Source organism: Microbacterium arborescens, assembly GCF_049707515.1.
In the GTDB taxonomy this organism is placed as follows: domain Bacteria; phylum Actinomycetota; class Actinomycetes; order Actinomycetales; family Microbacteriaceae; genus Microbacterium; species Microbacterium arborescens_B.
In genome coordinates, this window is record NZ_JBNAFI010000005.1 from 26,202 (window position 1) to 50,849 (window position 24,648).

The following is a 24,648-nucleotide window of genomic DNA, read 5'->3' on the forward strand; positions in this document are numbered from 1 at the left end:
CGCCGCCTCAGCGCGGGGGCAGCACCCGAACGGCTGTCGCGCGGACGCGGGCATCGGCGGCGCCGTAGCGCGTGCCGTCCTTCGTGCTCCACATCGGCCGGTCGCCGGTCGCCTCGACGGTCAGGCGGTACCGCCCGCCCGCCAGCGGCGGGGTGAGGAAGCGGATGCCGTCCGCCACGACGCCGCTGTAGAAGTCGGCGACCACGGCACAGGTGTCGCTGGCCCCGTCCGCCGCGGGCGCGAGGGTGATGCGGGCGTACCCGCTGTCGGGGCCGGTCATGCCGAAAAGCGCGACCCGGCCCTGCGGGGGCACGGGGAAGGGCTCCGTGGCGCGCGCCTGTCCGGGGTGCAGGTCGGCGCCCGCGTCGACCTCGATCGCACCGGCCAGCAGATCGACCGGTTCGCCCGATGCGGGCATCCAGGCGGGGAGGAACGGCCCCAGGCGCGGCACTCCCGCTTCATCGACCTGCAGCGGCTGCCACACGTAGGTCGCGGCTGACGCCTGTCGGGGGAAGGGCCAGCGGTCGCCGAGGTACATCGGCGGGGCATCGGGCGCGACGCCCGTGAGCACGAAGCCGCACTGGGAGTCGTGGGTGCGCGAGCCGGCCGGCGCGAGCAGACCCGACGCCTGCCACGGACCGGCCGGAGTCGGTGCGCTCATGACGTAGTTGTCGTTGCGTTCCCAGCTCGTCTTGTTCGAGAACAGCAGGTGATACCGGCCGCCGGCGCGCACCATGCCCGGTGACTCACCGCCGGGGGCGACGCCCGAGGTGACCTTCGCGGCGGCGCTGGTGTAGTCGTCGGCGAGGCGGTAGACATCGCCCTCATGCACCAGGAGATATCCGGTGCCGTCGTCGTCCTGGAACGCGCCGACATCCCATCGGCGCACGGGCTCGCCGTCGAACAGCACCGCACCGCCGAACACGTATGGGCCGCGGACGGTATCGGATACGGCGTAGGCGATGTGCGGGTCGGTGTAGCCGAGGTCGTCGGCGTGCAGGAACATCACGTATCGTCCGGTGGCCGGGCAGCGGAGGACGGCGGGGCGCTCGCCGATCCGGTCCGGCCCGAGGAGACCGTCCGGCTGGGGGGCCAGCGCGAGACCTTCGAACCGCCACGTCGCCAGGTCGGGCGAGGAGTAGCAGGAGAATCCGGCGAACACATTGCGGTCGTCGGTCTTGTACTCGCCGAACAGGTAATAGCGACCGTCCTCGATGACGATGCACCCGCCGTGGGCGTTCACCGGGATACCGCGATCATCGAACCAGGCGACGCCGCTCACCACGGGAGCAGGAGGATGCAGCATGGGGACTCCTTCGTCGGTGCGTCGCACGGGGTCGGCTCGCCGGGATAGCGCTTTCCCGGGTCTCATCCTAGGGTTGATCTTATCGATCCGAAGGGGGATCCGTCTTGTCCGCACCACTTCGCTGCGCTCTCGTCGGCACCGGTTCCGTGGCCAATCTCCACGCCCGCGCCGTCGCCGCCCACCCGCGGGCCGAGCTCGTCGCCGTCACCGACGTCGTCCGCGACGCGGCCGAGGCGTTCGCCGGTCGCTACGGCGATCCGCACGTGTACGACGATCTCGCCGCCCTGCTGGAGGCCGAGCGACCGGACGTCGTGCTCATCTGCACGCCGCCGGGTGTCCACCGCGAGCAGACGCTCGCGGCCCTCGCCGCCGGTGCTCACGTCGTCGTCGAGAAGCCGCCCGCACCGTCGCTCGAAGAGCTCGACGAGATGCGCGCCGCCGCGTCGGCGGCCGGTCGGCACCTCGCCGTCGTGTTCCAGCAGCGAACCGGCACGGCCGCAGCACACGTACGGTCGCTGCTCGGCTCCGGCGCGCTCGGGCGCCCGCTCGTCGCGACCTGCCAGACGCTCTGGTACCGCGGCGCCGACTACTTCGCCGTGCCCTGGCGCGGCAAGTGGGAGACCGAGGGCGGCGGGACGACGCTCGGTCACGGCATCCACCAGCTCGATCTGCTCGCTTACCTCCTGGGCGACTGGGCATCGGTGCAGGCCCGACTCTGGCGCCTCGACCGCGAGACCGAGACCGAGGACGTCTCGACCGCGACCGTGCTGTTCGACGGCGGCGTCGTGGCCCAGGTCGTCACCAGTGCCGTCTCGCCACGTGAGACGAGCTCGATCCGAATCGACACGCAGAAGGCCACCGTCACCGTCGACCACCTGTACGGTCACGGCCACGAGAACTGGCGCATCACCCCGGCGCCCGGCTCCGAGGACGAGGCACGGGAGTGGACGATGCCGGATGTCGAGGAGCGCAGCGACCACGCGCCGCTTCTGCGAGACGTGTTCGACGCCATCCTCGACGGCACGCCGCTGCCGGACACGGCAGCCGAGCCGGCACGCTCGCTCGAGCTCGTCGCGGCGATGTACGCGTCGGCCGCGGCCGACGGCGCCGTCGTGACGCCGGCCGACCTCGCAGCCCATCCCACGCACCGGCGCAGCTTCGCCAGCCCCGTGGTCGACCTGCGCGCCGACCGATGACCTCTCCCGACACCGCTCGGGCGCTGCCGCAGGAGCTGTACCGCGACCCGGTCTACGACGGGGCGACCGACCCCGTGGTGGTCATCGCGCCCGACGGCGGCTGGTGGATGTTCTACACGCAGCGGCGCGCGACGCATCCCGACCCCGGCCCCGGTGTCGCCTGGGTGCACGGCTCGCGCATCGGAGTGGCCCGCTCCGACGACGGCGTCGCATGGCGCTACGCCGGGACGCTCGAACCGGATGCCGCGGGCCTGCACCTCGAGCCGGGCGCACCGCCGAGCCGTGTCAGCAGCACGCACTGGGCTCCGGAGGTGGTCCACGACGGCGCCGCGTGGCGCATGTACCTCACCGAGATCGACGGAGTTCCCGACCGCTGGCCCGGGCACGTGCGGACGATCGTGGCGTACGTCTCGGACGACCTCGCCGCGTGGCGGCGCCTCGGCCCGCTCAGTCTCTCCAGCGACCGGGTCATCGACGCGGCCGTGGCGCGCACGCCCGACGGCCGGTGGCGCCTCTGGTACAAGGACGAGGCGGCCGACTCGGTCACGATGGCCGCCGTCTCGGACGACCTGGAGGTGTGGACCGATGAGGGTGCCGCGATCGGCGGTCGGCCGCACGAGGGCCCCAGCGCTTTCGAACTCGGCGGTCGCTGGTGGATGATCGTCGACGAGTGGCGGGGGATGGGCGTGTTCGTCTCCGACGATGCGCGCCGTTGGCGCCGCCAGGGCGGCCCCGACGACATCGTGCTCGGCTCGGGCTCTGTGCCCGGGGCCGGCTACGGGCACCACGGCGCCCCCGTCCGACACGGCGACGACGTCTGGTTCTACTTCTTCGGGCATCCCGCGCGAACGGCAGCGCCCGGCAAGGAGAACGATCCCGCCGACCCCGCAGATCTCGACGACCGGCGCTGCGCGATCTATCGTGCGGCCCTGGTGGTGCGCGACGGCAGATTGATCGTTCTACCGGCGTAGACCCGGGCGATCCGTGACTCGTTACAGCAGGTGCCCGATGAGAGCGAGGTTCTGAATCGCAGCCAGCCCGTACTGCGCGGCGTCGTTGGTCGAGACGCTCGGCAGCTCGTCGACGGCGTTCAGTACGAGGGGCGGCTGGACGCGCCGGCGCACGAGCTCTCGTCGATGAAGCAGCCATTCGCCCCCGCTCTCGAATGCCCGCCAGGCGAGCCGGGCGAGGTCCGCGTCGCCCGTCCGTGCGGCGGCGTAGGCGGCGAGGCGGCTATGCGCCTGTTCGAGATGGATGCCGGTGAGGGCGCGCCCGAGCTGCTCCTCCTGCTCCAACGGGGACGCGAGGTACAGGCGGCAGTACCGTTCCCACGCCGCCGCGAACCCGGGCACGTCGACGAGCGAGATGAGCTCGCTGCAGATCTCGACCAGGCCGAAGACGGCGCTCAGGTGCGACACCGCGATGCGATCGCGGCTGGTGTCGAAGCGCCCGGCGTCGAGGTCGTAGAGCGCTTCGCCGGTGAAGAACCCCTGCGGGAGCGCAGCGATGTCGGCCATGGTTCCCAGCAGTCGGTCGCGCGAGCGCGCATCGCCTGTGCGTTCCCAATCGGCCAACCACGTGGCTGCGAGCGCACTCCAGTCGGTGCCGAGCCCTACAGCCAGCGAGCCGCGGTCGAGGCGGTAGGTCGCGGCATCCGGTCGGACCTTGCGGTTGGGGTCGGTGTCGAGGAAGCGCGCGTCGCTGTCGCGCAGCTCACTCATCAGGTCGCCGACCCGCTCGTCCGCCGTGAGGTAGTGGAAGAACCGCCGGTAGGCCGGGGTGCTGATGCGAAGCTGCTTCGCGCTGCAACCCCAGTGCTGGACGTTGTGGCGCGAGCCGAGCCCGGCCCACCGTCCGAGGTGGTAGACGTCCACCTCGCCGGTGTGCCGCGTCATCGCCTCCGCGAAGCGGAACACGTCGGCCCGCCCGCTGCGAAGGTAGGAGTACCAGAGCCAGAGATCGGGCGAGAGCTCACTGTTGTCCCACGCATAGCCGCCCACGTCGTACCGCCAGGTGTGCCGGTCGAGGTCGTACGAGTGCATCACGTCGCCGTAGTGCCAGAAGCCGTACCACCGGCGCTGGTCCACCTGACCGAGGTAGAACTCCAGCAAGGCGTCGAGGCTGTCTTCGATCTCGGCTCGCGCAGGTGTCGAGCGATCGACCGGCGCCCAATCCCCGAAGACCCCCGTCTCGTGCACGTGCTGCGGTGTGGGTTGCAGCAGCGGCGGGTTCTGGAGCTGAGCGACGTCGAGAGTCAGGTCCCTCGGCGCGGGCGTGGACTCGTATGCGAACAGCGTCAGCTCGTGGGTCCGGGCGATGCCCGTGGCCTCGCCGAAGCCCGGCTCGTAGTCCTCGTATGTGATCTCCAGTCCTTCGAGCTGCGCCTCGTAGTCGTCTTGGCCGAGGCCGCCGTGATAGAACCTCAGATCCATCGGCGGCGCCTCGGGGGAGTACAGCCATGCAGTCACGCTCGCGCGATCACCGGTCAGGTCCCGCGCATCGAGCTGCGCGGGGTCCGACTGCCAGAATCCGCGCACGCCCACCCCGAGACCGCCGCCGGGGTCGCTCACCGAGATGAAGCCCTCGGCGCGGGTGCCCGCTCCGGCGTCGATCCAGCCGTGCCCGGCGCGGGTGCGCTTGCGGATGCCGAAGCCGTCGGAGGTGAGCTGCGTCAACGTCACGTCGGCCCAGGCCGGGATGAGCGACAGGCGCTCGACCACGTCGCGGTTCCAGTGCTCCGGACCGGGGGTCGCTCGGCCGGCGATCTGCGCGGCGCGCACCGCCTCGCCCGGATCGCGGCGGAGCCCGGTGAGTCCGCGCACGGCTTCGGCGAAGAACCCGCCGTCTGCGCCCGCTATGCGCACATGGCGGTCGTGCGGCTCGGCTCGAAGCGGCACCATGGCGCGCAGTCCCAGCCCCGCGATGAAGTCGGTGGCGGGATCGCCGTCCCACACGAATGTGTGCACCACGCTCACCCGTTCCGACGCCGCGAGCACGACGAAGCGCACCGTGAACGGAAGCCACGAGCGCTCGCCGGTCTCGGCGCGGTGCCTGCCCTCGACCCGGACGACGGCACGCACCGGTCCCGTCTGCTCCACCGCGACACTGTCGACGTGCGACCGGAACCGCTCGCGTGCGTGTCCGCCGTCGTCCGAGACCTCGTGCTGCACAAGGCTCACCAGGTGGATGTCCTCCGCCACCGTGACCCCGTCGCGACGAAGGCGCCGCACGAGCGCCTCACCGCCCGGCGACCCGATGTCGAGACGGACGACGCCGTTGTCGACCTCGATCCCGGTGGACGTCTGGTTCACGCGCACGGGACGCATCGGTTCGGGCGCGTCGGCCGTCGCCGGTTCGACAGCGACCTCGTAGTCACCGGGCCGGGTGGTCGCACCGAGCGCCGCACCCACCCATTTCACCGAGCCGTCCGGCCACGTGGCGAGCGGCCAGAACTGTGCGGGAACGTAGCCCGCGCTTTCGCACTCGTCCCCGCCGCGGGCGCTCGCTGCGCGCAGCCGCAGCGCATCGACGGTATGGGTCACGCCGCGTCTCAGTGGGAACCCCCAGGTCGTGCCCCCGCGCAGTCGAGGCGGGGCAGCGCCGTCGAGCCAGCGCAGCGGGAGGGTCGTGGTGGGCGGAGTCATAGGTCATGCACCTCCAGGTTGCGGTAGCGGGCGACGAGCGGAGCCATCTGCCGGAATCCGATGCGGCCCGCACCGACGCGAGGGCCGGTGGCCTCGTCGTCGACCCAGTCGAAGAGGGGCAGGTCGTCGATCCGCACGCTCACGTGCGCGGCATCCTTCGTCACCTCGATCCGGTAGAACGCGTCGCGCGCGTCTGCGGCTGAGGGGAGCGGGTCCGCGCCCTGTGCGACCAGATGGAAGCCGGGCGCCTTGCGCAGGTTGCAGGTGTGGAATGCCCGCTCGTCCTCCCATCGCCTTCGGAAGTACGAAACGTGCAGCGCCCGCAGGTCGCCCGAGTGGTACTGCGGGTACGACCCGTTGCGGGGGGCTGTGCCGTCGTCGAAGATGCCGCCTCCGGAGACTGTGGCGGCGCCGAAGAAGAGCATCGCCAGCCCCGGCTCGCGACGCGGCGAGAACTCCCACGAGATCCGGATGCGGTCGCCGAAGACCTGCGGGCACCACAACGTCCAGTGGTCATCCTCACCGCCTCCCGACGCCAGCTCGAGGCTGCGGTCACCCGACGCGGCGACCGGGCCCTCGGCGATCCAGTCGGCGATGTCGCCTGGACCGGCGAGCGGGTTGCAGTACACCGGTCGGCTCATCCCTTCACCGATCCGATCAGCATGCCCTTCGCGAAGTGCTTCTGGAGGAAGGGGTAGAACAGCAGGATCGGAAGGGTCGCCACGACGATGACGGCGAACTTGATCCCTCGGGCCGGCGGCAGCTGGGTGGGGTCGGCCTCGACCATGGACAGGTCGGTGGCCACCGTCACCTGGCGCAGGAACATCTGCAGCGTCCACATCGAGTTGTCGCTGAGGTAGAGCAGCGGCGACATGAAGTCGTTCCAGATGCCCACGGCGTAGAAGAGCGCGAACGTCGCCAGGACGGGTTTGGAGAGCGGGAGGATGACGCTCCAGAGTGTCTGGAGCTCGTTCGCGCCATCCATCTTCGCCGACTCCTCGAGCTCGGCCGGGAGCTGTTGGAAGAAGTTCTTGATGATGATCAGGCTGAACGGGTTGATCGCCAGCGGCAGGATCAGCGCCCAGTACGTGTTCAGCAGCCCGAGGTCCTTCACCATGAGGAAGGTCGGGATCATGCCGCCCGAGAACACCATGGTGAACACGACGAGCGAGACCAGGAGGCGACTCCCCGGCAGATTCGATTTCGACAGGGGATATGCCATGGCAGCTGTCAGCAGGAGCTGCACGACCGTGCCGACGGCGGTGACCGCGATCGTCGTGACCATCGCCCGGAGAAAGGTGGGGCTCGTCAGGATCGACTCGTAGGCGCGCAGGCTGAAGCTCTCGGGCCACAGGAAGAACGACCGCGTGGCGAGCTCGGACTCGGACGCGAACGACCCGGCTGTGACATAGACGAAGGGCAGTAGGGCGAGCAGGCCCAGGCCCATGAGCAGGACGATGTTGACGACGTCGAACACGCGTCCCGCGGGGGTGTTGAAGCGATACTTCTCCCGCGCCATCAGAAGATCCCCGTCTGGTTGTATCGGCGGGCCAGTGCGTTGGCCCCGAAGATGAGCGCGACTCCCACGAGCGCCTTGAAGAGGCCGACCGCCGTCGAGTAGCTGTAGCTGCCCTGCGTCACTCCCATGAAGTAGACGTACGTGTCGAAGACGTCGGCCACCTGACGGTTCAGCGAGTTGGTCATCAGGTAGATCTGCTCGAACCCCGTATTGAGGATCTGCCCCATCTGCAGCACGAGCATGACCACGACGGTCGGCATGATCGACGGCAGCGTGATGTGCCACACGCGCTGGAAACGCCCCGCGCCGTCGAGGATCGCGGCCTCGTACTGCTCCTGGTCGACGCTCGCGAGTGCGGCGAGGAAGATGATCGTCCCCCAGCCGGTGTTCTTCCAGATGTCCTGCAGCACGATGATCGGCCGGAACCACGCCGGGTCGGTGAGCACGTCGATGTCGGTGCCGAAGATCCCGCCGACGGCATGGAAGAGGGGGCCCGCGTCGAACGCGAACAGCAGGTACGTCAGCGACGCGACGACGGTCCACGACAGGAAGTGCGGAATGTAGATCAAGGTCTGAACGGATCGCTTGAGGATGCTGATCCGCAGCTCGTTCAGCAGGAGTGCGACGACGATCGTGATGGGGAACGCGATCAGCAGACTCAGCAGCGCCAGGATCAGGGTGTTGCCGAGCAGGCGCGGGAAGTCCGGGCTCCCGAAGAAGCGCTCGAAATGATCGAACCCCACCCACGTGCTCCCCGAAATCCCGAGGAACGGGACGTAGTCCTGGAACGCGATGACCGCCCCGTACATCGGTCCGTACCGGAAGAGGGCGAAGTAGATCACGCCGGGGAGCAGCAGCAGATACAGCCACTTGAACTGAGTCACGTGCACCCGGATGCCCGGACGCCGCCGCCGCGGTGGCACGACGAGCGCTTCCGTCGCGGCGATCGGCGCCGGCGGCGCGGCGACCGGCACCTCAGCGGGCATCGGCGGCGAGCTCGTTGATCTCGGCGATGACCTGGTCGCCCCCGCTGGACCGCCAACGCTCGATGGCGGCGATCAGACCGTCGCGATCGATCTGTCCGGCGATGTACTGGAGGCGGGCGTCGGAGATGATCGTGTCCAGCTGCGCGCCCTGGGCGGTGTAGGTCTCGGAGACGAAGGCGGCGGCCGGGTCGTAGACGGCGGACTCGAGATCGGATGCCTCGATCGCGCGGCGCCGGTCGTCCAGCTCCTGCTCCTGCTGCGTCGGCAGCAGGGGCGGGTGGCCTCGGTACCCCGAGACGTTCATCCCGATCTGCGAGTAGCTCGCGACGTCGTCCGTCAGCGACTGCGGCGCGTCCGGAACGGGCGCAGCCCGGTCTCCCTCGAGCGTGTAGGTGACGCCCTCGATCCCGTTGTTGAGGATCGCTCCTGCTTCGGGCGTGTTGAGCTCGTCCAGGACGCCGAGGACGCGACGTAGATCATCCTCGGTGCGCACCGCAGCCTTCGGGATGGCCAGGAAGCCGTAGTAGCCCGTCGTGGGATGGGCGTGCAACTCGCCGTCGGGGCCGACGAGGTTGCCGGTGATGTCGACGTAGTCGGCGAAGTTGTCGGGATCGGACTCCTTGAACAGGTTCATGATCACCCCGGCGCGGGAGTGCACGTCGACGATGATGCCGCCCTTGCCGTTGAGGAACGGCTCGTTCCAGTTGGCGGAGTCGAAGGTTGCGTAGTCGGGGTTCACGAGTCCCTCGTCGATCAGACTCTTCTCGTAGTCGACCGCGTCGAGCCACTCGTCGGTCGTGAAGTTCGGGACGAGCTTCCCGGTGCGCTCCGTCCAGCGGTTGCCGGCGCCGTACCAGGTCTCGATCACGTCGTACGGGCTGTTCGTACCGATCGCTCCGGGCCACTTCGGGATGATCAGGCCGTACGTGTCGTCGATGCCGTTTCCGTCCGGGTCGCTCTCGGAGAACGCCCGGGCCACGGCCTTGAGATCGTCGGTCGTGCGGGGGAGCGGCATCCCGACCTTCTTCAGCCAGTCCTTTCGGAGGATCACAGCTGTTCGCATACGGTCGCGGCCGCGGAAGACTCCGAAGACGCGGCCGTTGATGCTCGCCGCCTGCTGCACCTCGGGGAACGTCGTCTTCAGGTTCGGGTAGTCGTCCAGGTGCTCGGTGAGGTCCCAGAACGCGCCCGCCCGAGCGTTCTGGACGAACCCGGGATCCTTGCCTTGGATGACCATCACCTCGGGGATGTCATCGCCCGCGAGGGTGATGTTCGTCCGGTCTCCGTAGGACGAATTGGGCACCCAGGTGATGTCGAGCTCGGCACCGACCACCTCTTCGAGGGCGGTGTGGATCGGGTTGTCGTCGGACGGGGCGCTGGTGGCGAGATACGGGACCATCATCGTGACCGTGTCGCCGTCGGCCTCGTCGGACGCCACGGGTGCGCAGCCGGCGAGAGCGAGCGCCGTGAGGCAGGCGAGCGCCCCGGCAGCGACGCGGCGGGCGTGGGGGGAGCGGGCTTTCATGAGTGAACTCCTTCGTTCGTGGCGGTGAGTGCCGCATCGTTTGCCGCGAAGAACCCGAGGCAGAGCGCGGTCGAGATCGTGAACCACGCGCCGCTGCTGAAGACGAGGGCGAACGCGGGAAGAGTCGCCGTCGCTGCGGCGACCGCGACGGCGGTGGCCATCAACAGAAGGGCGGGGCCCGGGTTGTGCAGCAGCCAACGCGATGCGGTGACGACATGCGAGAGGGCGCGCAGCTCGTAGTGCGCGTGCATCGTGAGCGAGACGGCGGACACGGCGAAGGCGAAAGCGGCGGCGATGCTCAGGAGGGCAGCCCACGGGTCGCGGTCGTCATCCAGATGGCCCGCCGCCTGAAGGGCGATGAGCGCGGCGCCCACGAGAGGCATTCCTCCCGCGAGCTGAGAAGCGAGGAAGCCCCGCGCCCAGGCGCTCGCGTAGTCCCGAACGAGCCGGACGCTCTCGCCGCGGAGACGCTGGCGGGTGAGGACCGCCACGGCAGCAGAGGCGGGCCCGAGGCCGAGGACCACCGCGCCCGCCAGGACTCCCACGAGCCAGAGGGCGTTCATGCATGCGACCCACACGAACCACTCGCACACCGCGTGCACCCGCAGCGCCCAACGTGAGCCCATCGCCGTCCCCCTGATCATCGTTGACTTACACGGAATGCGCTTTCCCAACCCTGACCGATTCGGCCGGACATTGTCAAATGGCAATTATGGCAGACTGGACTGGAAGCGGTCACAGACCGGGCCCCGCATCCTCGGGACCGAAGGTCCCGAGGATGCTTGCGAAACGTTTCACCGCGTAGTACGGTTGCCGGCAAGCGCTTTCCCGAACGGGCGAGGCGCGCACCTGCACACACGGACAATGGACGTTCGCGCGCACCGAGACGACGACGTTCGGCAGAGAGGACAATGATGTTCAGCAGAAAGCGAGCACTGGCTGGAGTCGCTATCGCGACCGGCGCGGCTCTGGCCCTGGCGGGTTGCGCCGGCGGCGACACCCCGGCTGCGGACGCGACGTTCGATCCCAACGAGAAGGTCACGCTCGACCTCGCCTTCTGGGGCAACGATGTCCGCGCGGAGCTGTACAACGAGGCGATCGCAGCGTTCAACGAGGAGTACCCCAACATCACGGTCAACCCGACCTTCCTGACCTTCCCCGAGTTCTGGGAGAAGCGTCAGACCGAGGCGGCGGGCGGTGGCCTGCCCGACGTGATGCAGTTCGACTACTCGTACCTGCGTCAGTACTCCGAGAACAACCTCCTGCTCGACCTGGAGCCCTACCTGGGCGGCATCATCGAGACCGACGCGCTGCCGCAGAACATCCTCGACATCGGCGTCGTGGGCGACAAGACCTACGGCATCGCGACCTCGACCAACGCGTGGGGCCTGTTCACCAACCCGGTCCTGCTCGAGCAGGCCGGCGTCGAGGAGTTCGCCGGCGGGTCGTGGGAGGACTACGACGCCTGGATGCAGTCGGTCACCGAGGGATCGGGCGGCGCGTTCTGGGGAGGCGGCGACTGGACCGGCCGCATCCAGAACTTCGAGCTGCAGCTCCGCGCCGAAGGCGGCAACCTCTTCACCGAAGACGGCGAGCCCGGCTTCGACGAGGAGCAGCTGAAGGACTTCTGGGAGCAGGGCTCCGAGATCCGCGAGAACGGCACCGTCATCCCGCAGGCTCGCGTCGAGGAGCTCGCACCCAAGGGCGGGTTCGACTCGGCGCTGACGGCATCCGAGCTCACGTGGGACAACTTCGGCGGCGGCTACCTCGGTGGTCTCGGGGAGGGATACACCGAGCTCGGCCTGGTCGAGCCTCCCGTCACCGTCGAGGGAGCGAAGGACCTGTACCTCAAGCCGTCGATGCTGCACACGATCTCCGAGAGCACCGAGCACCCCGAGGCTGCCGCCACGCTGGTGAACTTCCTGGTGAACTCGCCGGAATCGGGCGAGATCTTCGGCACCAACCGCGGTCTGCCCGCTTCTGAGACCGCCCTCGAGGCGGCCGACCTCGACCCGCTGAGCCAGCAGGTCAAGGACTACGAAGAGGGCATCGCCGATCGTCTCGGCGACGCGCCGCCGGTGCCGGTCGTCGGCTACGGCACCATCGAGGAGGAGTTCCGTCAGATCGGCCTCGAGCTGGTCTACGGCACGATCACCGTCGACGACGCCGTCGACCGCTTCTTCTCCGAGATGGACATCGTCCTGAACGGTTGAGGCACCTCCTCCGGGCCGGCCGCGCTTCGCGCCGGCCCGGAGGATCCCACCCTCTTCTCTAATCTCCCCGGGAGCATCGTGAGCACAACAGCCACACGGGTGATCGTCACCAAGCAATCCCCGCGGCGCGGACTCGTGCGCCGCAGCCGCCCCGAGCACCTCGATCGTTCCGGTGCCCGCAAGCGCGCGATGCGTGAGAACGCCACCGGCTACGCATTCCTGCTGCCGTGGCTGGTGGGCTTCTTCGGTCTGACCCTCGTGCCGATGGTGTACTCCCTGTACCTGTCGTTCACGAGCTACAACATCTTCTCGCCGCCCAAGTGGGTCGGTCTCGACAACTACGTCCGCCTGTTCACGAACGACCCGAGCTTCATGCAGTCGGCGCAGATCACGCTCATCTACGTGTTGGTCGGCACCCCGATCGCGCTGATCGCGTCGCTGCTCATCGCGATGCTGCTGAACTACCGCGACAAGGGCGCCGCCTTCTTCCGCTCGGCGTTCTACGCCCCGTCGCTGATCGGGGCCTCGGTCTCGGTCGCGATCGTCTGGCGCGCCATGTTCGCCAGCGACGGTCCCGTCGACGGCGGGCTCAGCTTCCTCGGCATCAACCTCGGCGGCTGGATCGGCAACCCGTCCCTGATCCTGCCGATGATGATCCTGCTCGCCGTCTGGCAGTTCGGCGCGACGATGGTCATCTTCCTGGCCGGCCTCAAGCAGATCCCGAAGGAGCTCTACGAGGCCGCCGAGATGGACGGCGCCGGCGCCGTCCAGCGCTTCCGCGCTGTGACCCTGCCGATGCTCTCGCCGGTCATCTTCTTCAACCTGCTGCTCGGCCTCATCGGCGCGTTCCAGGTCTTCGCCTCGGCGTACATCATCTCCAACGGCAGCGGCGGCCCGGCCGGCATGACGAACTTCATCACGGTCTACCTCTACAAGACCGGCTTCTCCGACGGACGCATGGGTTATGCCGCTGCGATCGCGTGGGTGCTCCTCGTCGTCGTCGCCATCATCGCCCTCATCCTCTTCCGCACCCAGAAGTCGTGGGTGCACTACTCGGGAGACAACCGATGACCACGACACCCACCTCACCGCTCGCCAGCGAGGCGACGTTCGCCGTCCAGCAGACCACGCCGATGCCGCCCGCGCGCAGGAGGATCAAGCGCAAGACCTGGCAGACGATCGTCTGGTTCGTCGTGCTCATCGTCATCACAGCGGTCGTGCTCTACCCGCTGGTCTGGCTGCTGTTCTCGACCTTCAAGCCGAACAGCGAGTTCGGGCAGAACATGGGACTGCTGCCCAACGCCCCGACCATCGACAACTACCTGAAGGTCATGGAGGGCATCGCTGGCGTGCCGATGTGGCGCTTCTTCGCGAACTCGCTCCTGATCGCCGGCGTCTCGGTCATCGGCACCGTGATGTCGTCGGCGCTCGCGGCCTACGCGTTCGCCCGGCTGCAGTTCAAGGGTCTCGGCATCCTGTTCGCCGCGATGATCGGCACGCTGCTGCTGCCGTTCCACGTCGTGATCATCCCGCAGTACATCCTGTTCAACAATCTCGGGATGGTCGACACGTACTGGCCGCTGTTGCTGCCGAAGTTCCTGGCGACCGAGGCGTTCTTCGTCTTCCTGATGGTGCAGTTCATCCGTCAGATGCCCCCTGACATGGATGAGGCCGCCAAGATCGACGGTGCCGGGCATCTGCGCATCTTCTGGTCGATCATCCTGCCGCTGATCAAGCCCGCGCTCATCACGTGCGCGATCTTCAGCTTCATCTGGGCCTGGAACGACTTCCTCGGCCCGCTGCTCTACCTCACGAGCCCCGAGAACTACCCGCTGCCGATCGCGCTGCGCCTGTACAACGACCAGACGTCCTCGAGCGACTACGGCGCGACGGTGACGGCATCCTTCATCGCGCTCGTGCCGATTCTGCTGTTCTTCATCGTCTTCCAGAAGTTCCTGGTCGACGGCGTCGCGACCCAGGGCCTGAAGGGTTAGCGGTGTCGACCGAGCAGGGTCCGCTCACTCGGCGGGAGGAGCGGGCGGCGATCCGGGCCGATCGGACCGGGAGCGGGCCGACCCGCGACTCCCGGCCGCAGCTGCGCCACCCCGGCGCGGCGGGAGCCTTCGCGCTGCTGGGTGAAGTCCTGCTCGTGGGCCTGCTCGTGACGGTCGTGTCGCTCGCGGTCATCACCCTTCCCGCGGCGCTCGCCGCCGGCATCCGGCACCTGCGCCGTTACGTCGCCGCGGACGACTCGCGGTTCGCGCTGTTCTGGGCCGACGTGCGCTCCGGCCTTCTGGGCGGCTCGGCGGTCGGGGCCGTCGCGCTCATCGCGACGCTCGTCCTCCTCATCGACATCGACCTCGCCCGATCGGGATTCCTTCCCGGCGGGGCCGTCGTCGAGGCGGTCGGCTGGGTCGGTCTCGCGGTCGTGGCGGTCGCGCTGCTCCTGGCGGCCGGCGCCTGGAGCGCGCAGCTGGGCTGGCGCGGGGCTCTGCGAACCGTCTCCGACGCCGCTCGCGGCGATGCCGTCGGCGTGCTCTACCTCGTCGCGACGGCGGGGTTCGTCGTGGTGGTCACGTGGGCGCTGCCTCCGCTGTTCATCGCCGGTATCGGCTGCGCGGCGCTCGCGGTCGTCGCGATCCCCGCCCGGCGGCGCCGCGGCTGACCCCGCCCCGCCCCGGCCTGCCGCCGCCCCGCCCTACGGCGGCGGCATCCCTCCGACCCGTCCCCCCGGGCCCGTTCCCGATGAAAGGACCCCCATGAAGAGCACCCGGCTGCTCGCATCGATCGGCATCGTCGCCGCCGGTGCGCTGGCACTGAGCGGATGCGGCAGCGCCTCGACGCCGACCGCCGACGCCTTCGACCCTGACGAGAAGGTCACGTTGACCTACGCGTTCTGGGGCAACGACGACCGAGCACAGCGGTACGACGACCTCATCGCGGCGTTCAACGAGGAATACCCGAACATCACCGTCAACGTCAGCTTCACCGACTTCCCCAGCTACTGGGAGAAGCGTCAGACCGAGGCCGCGGGCGGCGGACTGCCCGACGTGTTCCAGTTCTCCGACAGCTACCTGCGCCAGTACGGCGAGTCGGGCAACCTCCTCGATCTCGCACAGGTCGCCGACCAGATCGACATGTCGACCTTCGACGAGGGACTGCTCGGAACGGGCGCGCTCGAGGGCACGCAGTACTCGCTTCCGACGGGCTACAGCCTGTGGGCGAACTTCGTCAACGACGACCTCGTCGCGCAGGCCGGAGTCAGCGCCCCCGAGCCCGGCACCGACGTCGCCGACTTCGACGCCTGGATGGCGGAGGTCACCGAGAAGACGGGCGGCGCGGTCTACGGCGGCACCGACTACACCCAGCGCATCCAGGGCTTCGAACTGGCACTGCGCGCCGAGGGCGGCAACCTCTACACCGACGACGGCCAGCTCGGCTTCACCGAAGACGACCTGCGCGCCTACTGGGAGAGCGGCGCCGAGCTGCGCGACGGCGTCACGGTGCCGCAGCAGCGGCTCGAGGAGCTCTCGCCGAAGTCCGGCTTCGGCGCCGGGCTCACGGCGAGTGAGATGAGCTGGAGCAACTTCCTCGGCGGCTATCTCGCCGACTCGGGCGCGTCGTCGATCTCGATCGTCGCCCCGCCCACCGCGAAGCAGGGCTCGAAGGACCTCTACCGCCAGGCCGGACTCCAGGTGGCCATCTCGGCGAAGACCGAGCATCCCGAGGCTGCCGCGCTGTTCCTCGACTTCGTGGTCAACTCCGCTGCCGCGGGCGAGATCTTCGGTACGACGCTCGGGTTCCCCGCGTCGACGTCGAAGCTCGCCGGGGCGAAGCTCGAAGGCCCCGACAAGCAGGTCGCGGACTACATCGAGTCGGCTGCCGATCGCATCGGCGACGCCCCTCCCGTGCCGGTCGCCGGCTACGGCACGCTCGAGCAGACGTTCTGGGAGTTGGGCAAGTCGCTCGGCCTCGGCACGACCACGGTCGACCAGGCTGTCGAGCAGTTCTTCTCCGAGGCCGACGTCGTCCTCAACGGCTGATCACCCGGGGATGCCGCGTGCGTGCGGCATCCCCTTCACTTTCAGGAGCACTCATGACGGCATCCCGCGCCAGCATCGACCCCCGATTCGAGATCGCCCCCATCGATCGCCGCATCTTCGGCGGCTTCGTGGAGCACCTGGGCCGCCACGTCTACGACGGCATCCACGAGCCGGGGCACCCGACGGCGGATGCCGACGGCTTCCGCGCCGACGTCGTCGAGCTCGTGCGCGAGCTGGGGGTCTCGACGATCCGCTATCCGGGCGGCAACTTCGTGTCGGGCTACCGCTGGGAGGACGGCATCGGCCCCCGTGAGGAGCGACCGCGCCGGCTCGACCTCGCATGGCACTCCACGGAGACGAACGAGGTGGGGCTCCACGAGTTCGCCCGCTGGCTCGAACTCGTCGGCAGCGACCTCATGCTCGCGGTCAACCTCGGCACGCGTGGCACGCAGGAGGCCATCGACCTGCTCGAGTACGTCAACGCCGACGCCGACACGGCGTGGACGCGGCAGCGGACGGCGAACGGCCGCCCGTCGCCGTTCGGCGTGGGCATGTGGTGTCTGGGCAACGAGATGGACGGTCCGTGGCAGCTCGGGCACCGGAACGCCGACGACTACGGCAAACTCGCCTCCCGCACCGCCAAGGCGATGCGGATGCTCGACCCCGGCCTCGAGCTCGTCGTGTGCGGCTCGTCGGGAAGCGGTATGCCGACGTTCGGCTCGTGGGAGCGGACCGTGCTCGAGCACACCTTCGATGACGTCGACTTCATCTCGTGCCACTCCTACTACCAGGAGCGCTTCGGCGACGCGCAGGAGTTCCTCGCCTCGGGCGTGGACATGTCGCGGTTCATCTCGTCGGTGGTCTCCATCGCCGACGCCGTCGCCGCGACGAAGAAGAGCGACAAGCGCATCATGATCTCCTTCGACGAGTGGAACGTCTGGTACCTCCACAACGACGAGGGCGGACAGGACGACAAGCCCCTCGAACCGGGGTGGCCGGTGGCGCCTCGGCTGCTGGAGGACCAGTACCACGCGCTGGATGCGGTCGTGTTCGGCGACCTGCTGATCACGCTGCTGCAGCACAGCGACCGCGTGCGTTCGGCATCGCTGGCGCAGCTGGTCAACGTCATCGCGCCGATCATGACCGAGCCCGGGGGGCCGGCATGGCGGCAGACCACGTTCTTCCCGTTCTCGATCACCTCGCGCCTGGCGGGGGAGCGCGCCATCTCGGTGCCGGTGCCCTCGGGCACGTTCGAGAGCGAGCGGTTCGGCACCGTCGCCAACGTCAACGCGGTCGCCACGATCGACGGCGAGGGAGTGTCGCTGTTCGTCGTGAACCGATCGACGACGGATGCCGAGGCGCTGAGCATCGACGTCGCCGCGGTCGCGGCATCCCTCGGTCGCGAGCTGAACGTCGCCGAGTCGTATCTGCTGCACGAAGAGGACCGCTACGCCGCCAACACCCTCGCCGATCCGGAACGCGTCGGTGTGCGTGCGGTGCCCGATGTCGCCTGCGAGGACGGCTCGCTGAGCCTGTCGCTGCCGCCTGTCTCGTGGGCCGCCGTGCGGCTGACCTGACGACCTGCCTCCGGGAGCGGCTTGCATTCGAGCCGCGGCCCGATCTACAGTATGGGAAAGCGCTTACCAATCAGCCCGTGAGCGACCGATTCGAAGGACGATCCGTGTCAGAGACGACAATCCTCAGCCCCTCGCCGTCGACGGCGACCGCCCCGCAGGTCCGTGAAATCGGCATCATCATGAACGGTGTCTCGGGCCGCATGGGCTACCGGCAGCACCTCGTGCGGTCGATCCTCGCGATCCGCGACCAGGGCGGCATCGAGCTCCCCGACGGCACGAAGGTCACGGTCAAGCCGCTCCTCGTCGGCCGCAGTGAGGCGAAGCTCGCCGACCTCGCCGCCAAGCACGGCATCGAGGACTACACCACCGACCTCGACGCCGCCCTCGCGGATCCGCGCTGGGAGATCTACGCCGACTTCCTCGTCACGAAGGCCCGCGCGACGGCGCTCCGCAAGGCGATCGCCGCGGGCAAGACCATCTACACCGAGAAGCCCACGGCGGAGTCGGTCGACGAGGCGCTCGAGCTCGCGAAGCTCGCCGCCGAGGCCGGCGTCAAGACCGGCGTGGTGCACGACAAGCTCTACCTGCCGGGCCTGCAGAAGCTCAAGCGCCTCATCGACTCGGGCTTCTTCGGGCGCATCCTCTCGGTGCGCGGCGAGTTCGGCTACTGGGTGTTCGAGGGCGACTGGCAGCCCGCCCAGCGACCTAGCTGGAACTACCGCGCCGAGGACGGCGGCGGCATCATCGTCGACATGTTCCCGCACTGGAACTACGTGCTCGAGAACCTCTTCGGCGACGTCAAGACCGTCTACGCCCAGGCTGCGGTGCACATCGCCGACCGCTGGGACGAGAAGGGCGAGCACTACACCGCGACCGCCGAGGATGCCGCCTACGGCGTCTTCGAGCTCAACGGCGGGGCCGAGCACGGACCGATCGTCGCGCAGATCAACTCGTCGTGGACCGTGCGCGTCAACCGCGACGAGCTCGTCGAGTTCCACGTCGACGGCACGCACGGCTCGGCCGTCGTGGGGCTGTTCGGCGCGAAGATCCAGCCGCGCAACGCCACCCCCAAGCCCGTGTGGAACCCCGACCTCGAAGACACGCACGACTACGACGCCGACTGGCAGAACGTCCCCACCAACGACGTCTTCCTCAACGGATTCCGTCAGCAATGGGAGGAGTTCCTGACGTCCTACGCGACCGAGACGCCGTACGAGTTCGATCTGCTCGCCGGTGCACGCGGCGTGCAGCTCGCCGAGGCGGGTCTGCAGTCGAGCCGCGAGGGCCGCAAGGTCGAGCTGCCGACCCTCAGCATCTGAGCGCCGCACCATGACCGAGTTCACCCTCCTCGGCGTCGACGGCGCCGTCACCACCGCCCCGCTGAACGCCGCACCCGGGTTCGCCCGCCCCACGGCTCCGTTGCGCAGCCGTGTCGCGTACGCGGCAGCCCACGTGGTTCCCGTCGTCTCGGCCGACAACACCCCCGGCCAGCCGGCGCAGATCGACTGGGATGCCACGCTCGGCTTCCGCCGGTCGGTCTACTCCTGGGGCCTGGGCGTCGCCGACGCCATGGACACCGCGCAGCGGAACATGGGGCTCGATGCCGCCGCCACGCGCGAGCTCATCGCCCGCTCGGCGGAGGTCGCGCGCGAGGAGGGGGGCTCGGTCGTCGTCGGGGTCAACACCGACCACGTCGAGGACGAGCACATCTCGCTCGACCAGGTCGTCGACGCCTTCAAGAGCCAGCTCGCCTTCACGGAGGAGCAGGGCGCAGGACCGGTGCTCATGGCGTCGCGGCATCTGGCCCGGGCAGCGTCGTCGGCCGACGACTACCGCCGGGTCTACCGCGAGGTGCTCGCGGCCGCATCCGGTCCGGTCGTGCTGCACTGGCTCGGCACGGCGTTCGACCCCACCCTCGCGGGATACTTCACTTCGACGAAGCTCAGTACAAGCGGCTCGGCGGACTGGCGGGCGGCATCCGACGTGCTGGTCGAGATCATCGCCGAGAACGTCGACAAGGTCGCGGGCGTGAAGATGAGCCTGCTCGATGCGGCATCCGAGGTCTCGGTGCGCGAGCGCCTGCCGGAGGGCGTGCGGATGTTCACCGGCGACGACTTCAACTACGTCGGCCTCATCGGCGGTGCCGACGTGCCGCGGGCGACCCAGCCCGATCGCGACCCCGCCTCGGCGCGGCAGCACTCGGATGCGCTGCTCGGTGCCTTCGCCGCACTCACGCCCGTGGCCTCGGCCGCCATCCAGGCGCTCGATGCGGGCGACGCCGACCGGTACCTCGCGATCCTCGGCCCGACCGAGGAGCTCAGCCGGCAGATCTTCGCGGCGCCGACCTTCTACTACAAGACCGGCGTGGCCTTCCTGTCGTGGCTCAACGGACACCAGGCCGCGTTCCAGATGGTCGGCGGACTGCATTCGGCACGGAGCCTGCCGCACCTTTCGCGCATCGTCGAGCTCGCGAACGCGGCGCACGCGCTCGAGCAGCCGGAGCTCGCCGCCGATCGCTGGCACGCCATGCTGCGCCTGAACGGAGTCGAGGCGTGAGCGTCGATCCTCGCCTGTCGATCAACCAGGCCACGATCAAGTACGCCGACCTCGCGACGGCGCTGCGGGTCACCGCCGGCGCCGGGATCGAGGCGATCGGACTGTGGCGCGAGCCCGTGCAGGAGGTCGGGCTGGCGACGGCCGCCGCCATGCTGACCGACTCGGGACTGCGGTTCACCACCCACTGCCGGGCCGGCTTCTTCACGATGCCGGAGGGCCCGGCCCGGAGATCGTCGATCGACGACAACCGCGTCGCGATCGACGAGGCCGCTGTGCTCGCGGCAGCGGGGGCGCCCGGTTCGACGGCGATCCTCGTGCTCGTCGCGGGAGGACTCCCGGAGGGCTCACGCGACATCGTGGGTGCTCGGGAGCGCGTACGCGACGCCATCGGCGAGCTCGCGCCGCACGCGAAGGCCGCGGGGGTGACGCTGGCGATCGAGCCGCTGCATCCGATGTTCGCCTCCGACCGCTGCGTCGTCTCGACGCTCTCGCAGGCCCTCGACATCGCCGCCGACTTCGAGCCCGAGGTCGTGGGTGCGACCGTCGACACGTTCCACATCTTCTGGGACCCGGACGTCCTGCCCGCGATCGAGCGCGCCGGCCGTGAGGGACGCATCGCGACCTATCAGGTGTGCGACTGGAAGACGCCGCTGCCCGCCGACGTGCTGCTCAGCCGTCACTACCCCGGAGACGGCGTCATCGACTTCGCGTCGCTGACCCGCGCCGTCGAGGCGACGGGCTACGACCGCGACATCGAGGTCGAGATCTTCAACGCCGACATTTGGGCCGCCGACCCCGCCGACGTCGTCGGGCGCACCGCGGAGGCGTTCGGCGAGGCCGTGACGCCCCACCTCGCGGGCGCGCGCACGCTCACGGCCTAGACTCTGCTCGTGGGACAGACGGGGATGTCGCCGCGTGGTTCGGCCACGCTGCACGATGTGGCACGAGAGGCGGGGGTGTCGCTCGCGACCGCTTCGCGCGCGCTCAACGGCTCGACCCGCAAGGTCGCCGACGCCTACCGTGAGCGGGTCGAGCAGGCGGCGGCGCGCCTCGGCTACACGGCCAACCTGTCGGCCCAGGCGACGGCGCGCGGCACGTCGGCGATCGTCGCTCTGCTGGTCGCCGACATCGCCGACCCGTACTTCGGTCAGCTCGCGTCGGGTGTCGCCCGCGGGGCCGACGAAGCGGGCCTCGTCGTGACCGTCGCGATCACCGAGCGCGATCCGGCGCGCGAGCTCCGACTCGTGCGCGCCCTGCGCGGACAGCGGCCCCGCGGCATCATCCTCGCCGCCTCGCGCACCTCGCGGGAGATCTCGGCGGAGCTGAAGACCGAGCTCGACCTCATCGCCGCGAGCGGCGGCACCGTCGTCGCGCTGGGACCAGGGGCGCCGGGCATCCGCAGCGTCGCGATCGACAACCGCGGCGGTGCCCGCGATCTCGGCGCCGCGCTGGCCGGCCGCGGCTACCGCTCGGCGATCGTGCTGGCCGCCGCGGACGGCGTCGTCACGAGCGATGACCGCGTCGCCGGTTTCACCGAGGGCTTCGCAGCGGGCGGGGGAGAGCAGCCCCGTGTCTACCGCGGCGGCTTCAGCCGCGAATCGGGGGCCGAGGCCATGGCCGCGGCCCTCGCCGACGGCGTCGAGCCGGGCACCGTCGTCTTCGGCATCAGCGACGTCGTCGCCATCGGCGCGCTCACGGCGCTGCGTGCGGCCGGACGCGAGCCGGGCACCGACATCGCGCTCGCGGGCTTCGACGACATCCCCACCGGACGCGACGTCACCCCGCCACTGACGACCGTGCGGGTCCCGCTGGTCGAGGTCGGCTACAGCGCGCTGCGTGCCGCGGTCGACGCCGACGAGGACGGAACCGCCCTGCCGCTCGACGTGCTCGTACGCGAGAGCACTCCACCCCGAGGTGAATGACGTGTCGCACGTCGTCATCGCGATCGACAGCTTCAAGGGCTCGATCGCCGCAGCGGCGGCGGCTCGGGAGATCGCAGCAGGCTGGGCCTCGCACGACCCCGCGGCTGTCGTCGACCTGCGCCCGATGGCGGACGGCGGCGAGGGGACGCTCGACGCCTTCGCTGCGGCGATCCCGGCGGCGCGCCGGATGCCGGTGACGGTGACAGGCCCCGCCGGGACGCCCGTCGAAACGTCGTGGCTGCTGCTCCCGGCGGCATCCGGCGGCGGCTCGGACAACGGCTCGGACGCCGGCTCGGATGCCGCGTCGCCCGGCACGGTCGGCGTCGTCGAGCTCGCATCGACCTCGGGCATCGAGCTCCTCGGCGATCGGCGGCGCTGCCTCGACGCCGACACGACCGGTTTCGGGGAGGCGATCGCCGCCGCCCTGGACGCCGGCGTCGATCGGCTCGTGCTCGGCATCGGGTCGAGCTCGTCGACCGACGGCGGTGTCGGGATGCTGCGCGCGCTCGGCGCCCGGTTCGCGGATGCAGCCGGGCGCGAGGTCGCGCCGGGGGCCCGTGGCGTCGCCGACATCGCGGCGGCCGATCTGTCGTCGTTGCGATCGCTGCCCGCGGGTGGCGCGGTGGTGCTGACGGACGTCTCGAATCCGCTGCTGGGCGCGACCGGCGCTGCCGCCGTGTTCGGGCCGCAGAAGGGGCTCGAGGGTGCGCAGGTCGCCGCGGCCGATGCGGCGTTGGGCAGGCTCGCCGGCCTCGTGCCCGACGGGGCGTCGCTCGCGGTCGCACCGGGCGCCGGAGCCGCCGGGGGAACCGGGTTCGGGCTGCTCGTCTGGGGTGCCCGCTTGACCCCCGGCGCCAGCGAGGTCGCGACGCTCATCGGTCTCGCGGATGCCGTCGCCGGCGCCGACCTCGTCATCACCGGTGAAGGATCGTTCGACGGACAGTCGGCGGCGGGGAAGGTTCCCGCGTTCGTCGCGGAGCTGGCCGCGGATGCGGGCGTGCCCGCCGCACTCGTCGCCGGTCGGATCGCCCCCGATGCCGAGACGGCCGCGTTCGCGGCATCCGTCTCGCTCACCGGCCTCGCCGGGTCGCCCGAGGCGTCGATCGCCGAGCCCGCCTGTTGGCTGCGGGCCGCCGGTGCCGCACTGGCGCGGGCATGACCGCGGTGCGGTGGGCCGTCGCCGGGCCCGGGCAGATCGCCGAGAGCTTCGTCGCCGGACTCCGGGAATCGGCGTCGGGTGTCCTCGCGGCCGTCGGCAGCTCGGACGCCGGCCGCGCGCGGGCCTTCGCCGGCCGACACGGAGCCGCGCACGCGGGCGGCTACGACGAGATCGTCGCCCACCCCGACGTCGACGCGGTGTACGTGTCGACCGTCCACCCGGCGCACCGTGACATCGTCGAGGCGGCGCTGCGTGCCGGCCGCGCGGTGCTCTGCGAGAAGCCGCTCACGACGACCGAGGCCGACACGCGGCATCTGCTGGCCGCCGCCGCGCAGAGGCGGGTCCCACTCGTCGAGGCCTACAAGCACCGCTTCTCGCCCTTCGCGCGTGTGCTCGACGAGACCATCACGGCGGGGACGATCGGGCGGCCGCGCCGGTTGACGGCATCCTTCGGCTTCCGGGCCGACGTGCGCGCCGGACGGCTGTTCGACCCGGCGCTGGCCGGGGGTGCGCTGCTCGACGTCGGCGGCTACCCGCTGTCACTGGTCGTGCAGATCGCGGCGGCCGCGGGGCTCGATCCGGCCGAGCTGCGCATCGCGGAGGCGCGAGGTCGCATCGGACCGACGGGCGTCGACGAGCACGCCACCGCCGTCCTGGTGGCCGGGGGCTTCGAGGCGCACGTCGAGACGTCGATCCGCGCGTCGCTGCCACGGTCGGCGACGCTCGTCGGCGAGTCCGCGACGCTCGAGATGCCCGACGCCTGGGGCTCTCGCACCGCCTCGGCCGAGCGGCTGCTCATCGCATCCGGCGGGGACTCGCGCACTCGGGTCGCTCCGGGGTGCAATCCCTTCGCCGCCGAGGCGGACGCCGTCGCCACGCTGCTCGCGGACGGCCGGCTGGAGGCCGATGAGATGCCCTGGTCGCACAGCATCGCGGTCGCACGACTGCTCGACGACTGGGCCGCGGCGCTGCGCCGCGACTGACGACCCCCGCGGTGGGGTG

General features: G+C 70.0%; 21 protein-coding genes. 14 read left to right on the forward strand and 7 right to left on the reverse strand.

Annotated features, from left to right (window positions below; all coding sequences use genetic code 11):
* Window positions 1-7: 7 nt before the first annotated feature.
* Window positions 8-1,306: a family 43 glycosylhydrolase gene (locus ACPYN5_RS10790; protein WP_424448988.1), complete on the reverse strand. Its 1,299-nt coding sequence runs from the start codon at window positions 1,304-1,306 to the stop codon at window positions 8-10.
* 104 nt (window positions 1,307-1,410) lie between these two features.
* Between ACPYN5_RS10790 and ACPYN5_RS10795 the strand changes: the two genes are divergently transcribed.
* Both ACPYN5_RS10795 and ACPYN5_RS10800 read left to right on the forward strand, forming a co-directional pair.
* Complete coding sequence (locus ACPYN5_RS10795; RefSeq protein WP_424448989.1) at window positions 1,411-2,502, forward strand: Gfo/Idh/MocA family protein; 1,092 nt, start codon at window positions 1,411-1,413, stop codon at window positions 2,500-2,502.
* Window positions 2,499-3,473: a glycoside hydrolase family protein gene (locus tag ACPYN5_RS10800; protein ID WP_424448990.1), complete on the forward strand. Its 975-nt coding sequence runs from the start codon at window positions 2,499-2,501 to the stop codon at window positions 3,471-3,473. Before ACPYN5_RS10795 ends, ACPYN5_RS10800 begins: the two co-directional genes overlap by 4 nt.
* A gap of 21 nt (window positions 3,474-3,494) precedes the next feature.
* Here the strand turns inward: ACPYN5_RS10800 and ACPYN5_RS10805 are convergent, their stop codons facing one another.
* The 6 genes from ACPYN5_RS10805 to ACPYN5_RS10830 are packed head-to-tail and all read right to left on the reverse strand — an operon-like array spanning window position 3,495 to window position 10,802.
* Window positions 3,495-6,146 (reverse strand): exo-rhamnogalacturonan lyase family protein, encoded by a 2,652-nt coding sequence (locus tag ACPYN5_RS10805; RefSeq protein ID WP_424448991.1) that lies wholly within the window; start codon window positions 6,144-6,146, stop codon window positions 3,495-3,497.
* On the reverse strand, window positions 6,143-6,787 hold the full coding sequence (locus ACPYN5_RS10810) for a DUF1961 family protein (protein ID WP_424448992.1): 645 nt from the start codon (window positions 6,785-6,787) through the stop codon (window positions 6,143-6,145). Before ACPYN5_RS10810 ends, ACPYN5_RS10805 begins: the two co-directional genes overlap by 4 nt.
* Window positions 6,784-7,665 (reverse strand): carbohydrate ABC transporter permease, encoded by an 882-nt coding sequence (locus ACPYN5_RS10815; protein ID WP_424448993.1) that lies wholly within the window; start codon window positions 7,663-7,665, stop codon window positions 6,784-6,786. The genes ACPYN5_RS10810 and ACPYN5_RS10815 overlap by 4 nt, the downstream gene beginning before the upstream one ends.
* Window positions 7,665-8,651, reverse strand: coding sequence for an ABC transporter permease (locus ACPYN5_RS10820; RefSeq protein WP_424448994.1), 987 nt, complete (start codon window positions 8,649-8,651; stop codon window positions 7,665-7,667). Before ACPYN5_RS10820 ends, ACPYN5_RS10815 begins: the two co-directional genes overlap by 1 nt.
* Entirely contained in the window at window positions 8,641-10,176 is a 1,536-nt protein-coding gene (locus tag ACPYN5_RS10825; protein ID WP_424448995.1) for an extracellular solute-binding protein, read from the reverse strand. The genes ACPYN5_RS10820 and ACPYN5_RS10825 overlap by 11 nt, the downstream gene beginning before the upstream one ends.
* Window positions 10,173-10,802, reverse strand: coding sequence for a DUF624 domain-containing protein (locus tag ACPYN5_RS10830; protein WP_424448996.1), 630 nt, complete (start codon window positions 10,800-10,802; stop codon window positions 10,173-10,175). Before ACPYN5_RS10830 ends, ACPYN5_RS10825 begins: the two co-directional genes overlap by 4 nt.
* Window positions 10,803-11,090: 288 nt before the next feature.
* Here ACPYN5_RS10830 and ACPYN5_RS10835 point away from each other — a divergent pair, with 288 nt between their 5' ends.
* The 12 genes from ACPYN5_RS10835 to ACPYN5_RS10890 all read left to right on the forward strand — a co-directional run bounded on the left by ACPYN5_RS10835 (window position 11,091) and on the right by ACPYN5_RS10890 (window position 24,629).
* Entirely contained in the window at window positions 11,091-12,389 is a 1,299-nt protein-coding gene (locus tag ACPYN5_RS10835; RefSeq protein WP_424448997.1) for an ABC transporter substrate-binding protein, read from the forward strand.
* Window positions 12,390-12,467: 78 nt separating this feature from the next.
* Window positions 12,468-13,460: a carbohydrate ABC transporter permease gene (locus ACPYN5_RS10840; RefSeq protein ID WP_424448998.1), complete on the forward strand. Its 993-nt coding sequence runs from the start codon at window positions 12,468-12,470 to the stop codon at window positions 13,458-13,460.
* Window positions 13,457-14,383, forward strand: coding sequence for a carbohydrate ABC transporter permease (locus ACPYN5_RS10845; protein ID WP_424448999.1), 927 nt, complete (start codon window positions 13,457-13,459; stop codon window positions 14,381-14,383). Before ACPYN5_RS10840 ends, ACPYN5_RS10845 begins: the two co-directional genes overlap by 4 nt.
* Before the next feature lie 2 nt (window positions 14,384-14,385).
* Window positions 14,386-15,054, forward strand: a complete 669-nt coding sequence (locus ACPYN5_RS10850) for a hypothetical protein (protein ID WP_424449000.1) — start codon at window positions 14,386-14,388, stop codon at window positions 15,052-15,054.
* Between the two features lie 94 nt (window positions 15,055-15,148).
* Complete coding sequence (locus ACPYN5_RS10855) at window positions 15,149-16,432, forward strand: ABC transporter substrate-binding protein (RefSeq protein WP_424449001.1); 1,284 nt, start codon at window positions 15,149-15,151, stop codon at window positions 16,430-16,432.
* Between the two features lie 53 nt (window positions 16,433-16,485).
* Complete coding sequence (arfA, locus tag ACPYN5_RS10860; RefSeq protein ID WP_424449002.1) at window positions 16,486-18,009, forward strand: arabinosylfuranosidase ArfA; 1,524 nt, start codon at window positions 16,486-16,488, stop codon at window positions 18,007-18,009.
* A gap of 104 nt (window positions 18,010-18,113) precedes the next feature.
* A complete protein-coding gene (locus ACPYN5_RS10865; protein ID WP_424449003.1) occupies window positions 18,114-19,328 on the forward strand; it encodes a Gfo/Idh/MocA family protein in 1,215 nt (404 codons plus the stop codon).
* A 10-nt stretch (window positions 19,329-19,338) separates the two neighbouring features.
* Window positions 19,339-20,565 (forward strand): dihydrodipicolinate synthase family protein, encoded by a 1,227-nt coding sequence (locus tag ACPYN5_RS10870; protein WP_424449004.1) that lies wholly within the window; start codon window positions 19,339-19,341, stop codon window positions 20,563-20,565.
* The gene (locus tag ACPYN5_RS10875) at window positions 20,562-21,446 is read left to right on the forward strand and encodes a sugar phosphate isomerase/epimerase family protein (protein ID WP_424449005.1); all 885 of its coding nucleotides are present in this window, start codon (window positions 20,562-20,564) and stop codon (window positions 21,444-21,446) included. The genes ACPYN5_RS10870 and ACPYN5_RS10875 overlap by 4 nt, the downstream gene beginning before the upstream one ends.
* A 9-nt stretch (window positions 21,447-21,455) precedes the next feature.
* Entirely contained in the window at window positions 21,456-22,487 is a 1,032-nt protein-coding gene (locus tag ACPYN5_RS10880) for a LacI family DNA-binding transcriptional regulator (RefSeq protein WP_424449006.1), read from the forward strand.
* A 1-nt stretch (window position 22,488) separates the two neighbouring features.
* Window positions 22,489-23,646, forward strand: coding sequence for a glycerate kinase (locus ACPYN5_RS10885; protein ID WP_424449007.1), 1,158 nt, complete (start codon window positions 22,489-22,491; stop codon window positions 23,644-23,646).
* Window positions 23,643-24,629, forward strand: a complete 987-nt coding sequence (locus tag ACPYN5_RS10890) for a Gfo/Idh/MocA family protein (RefSeq protein ID WP_424449008.1) — start codon at window positions 23,643-23,645, stop codon at window positions 24,627-24,629. Before ACPYN5_RS10885 ends, ACPYN5_RS10890 begins: the two co-directional genes overlap by 4 nt.
* Window positions 24,630-24,648 lie beyond the last annotated feature (19 nt).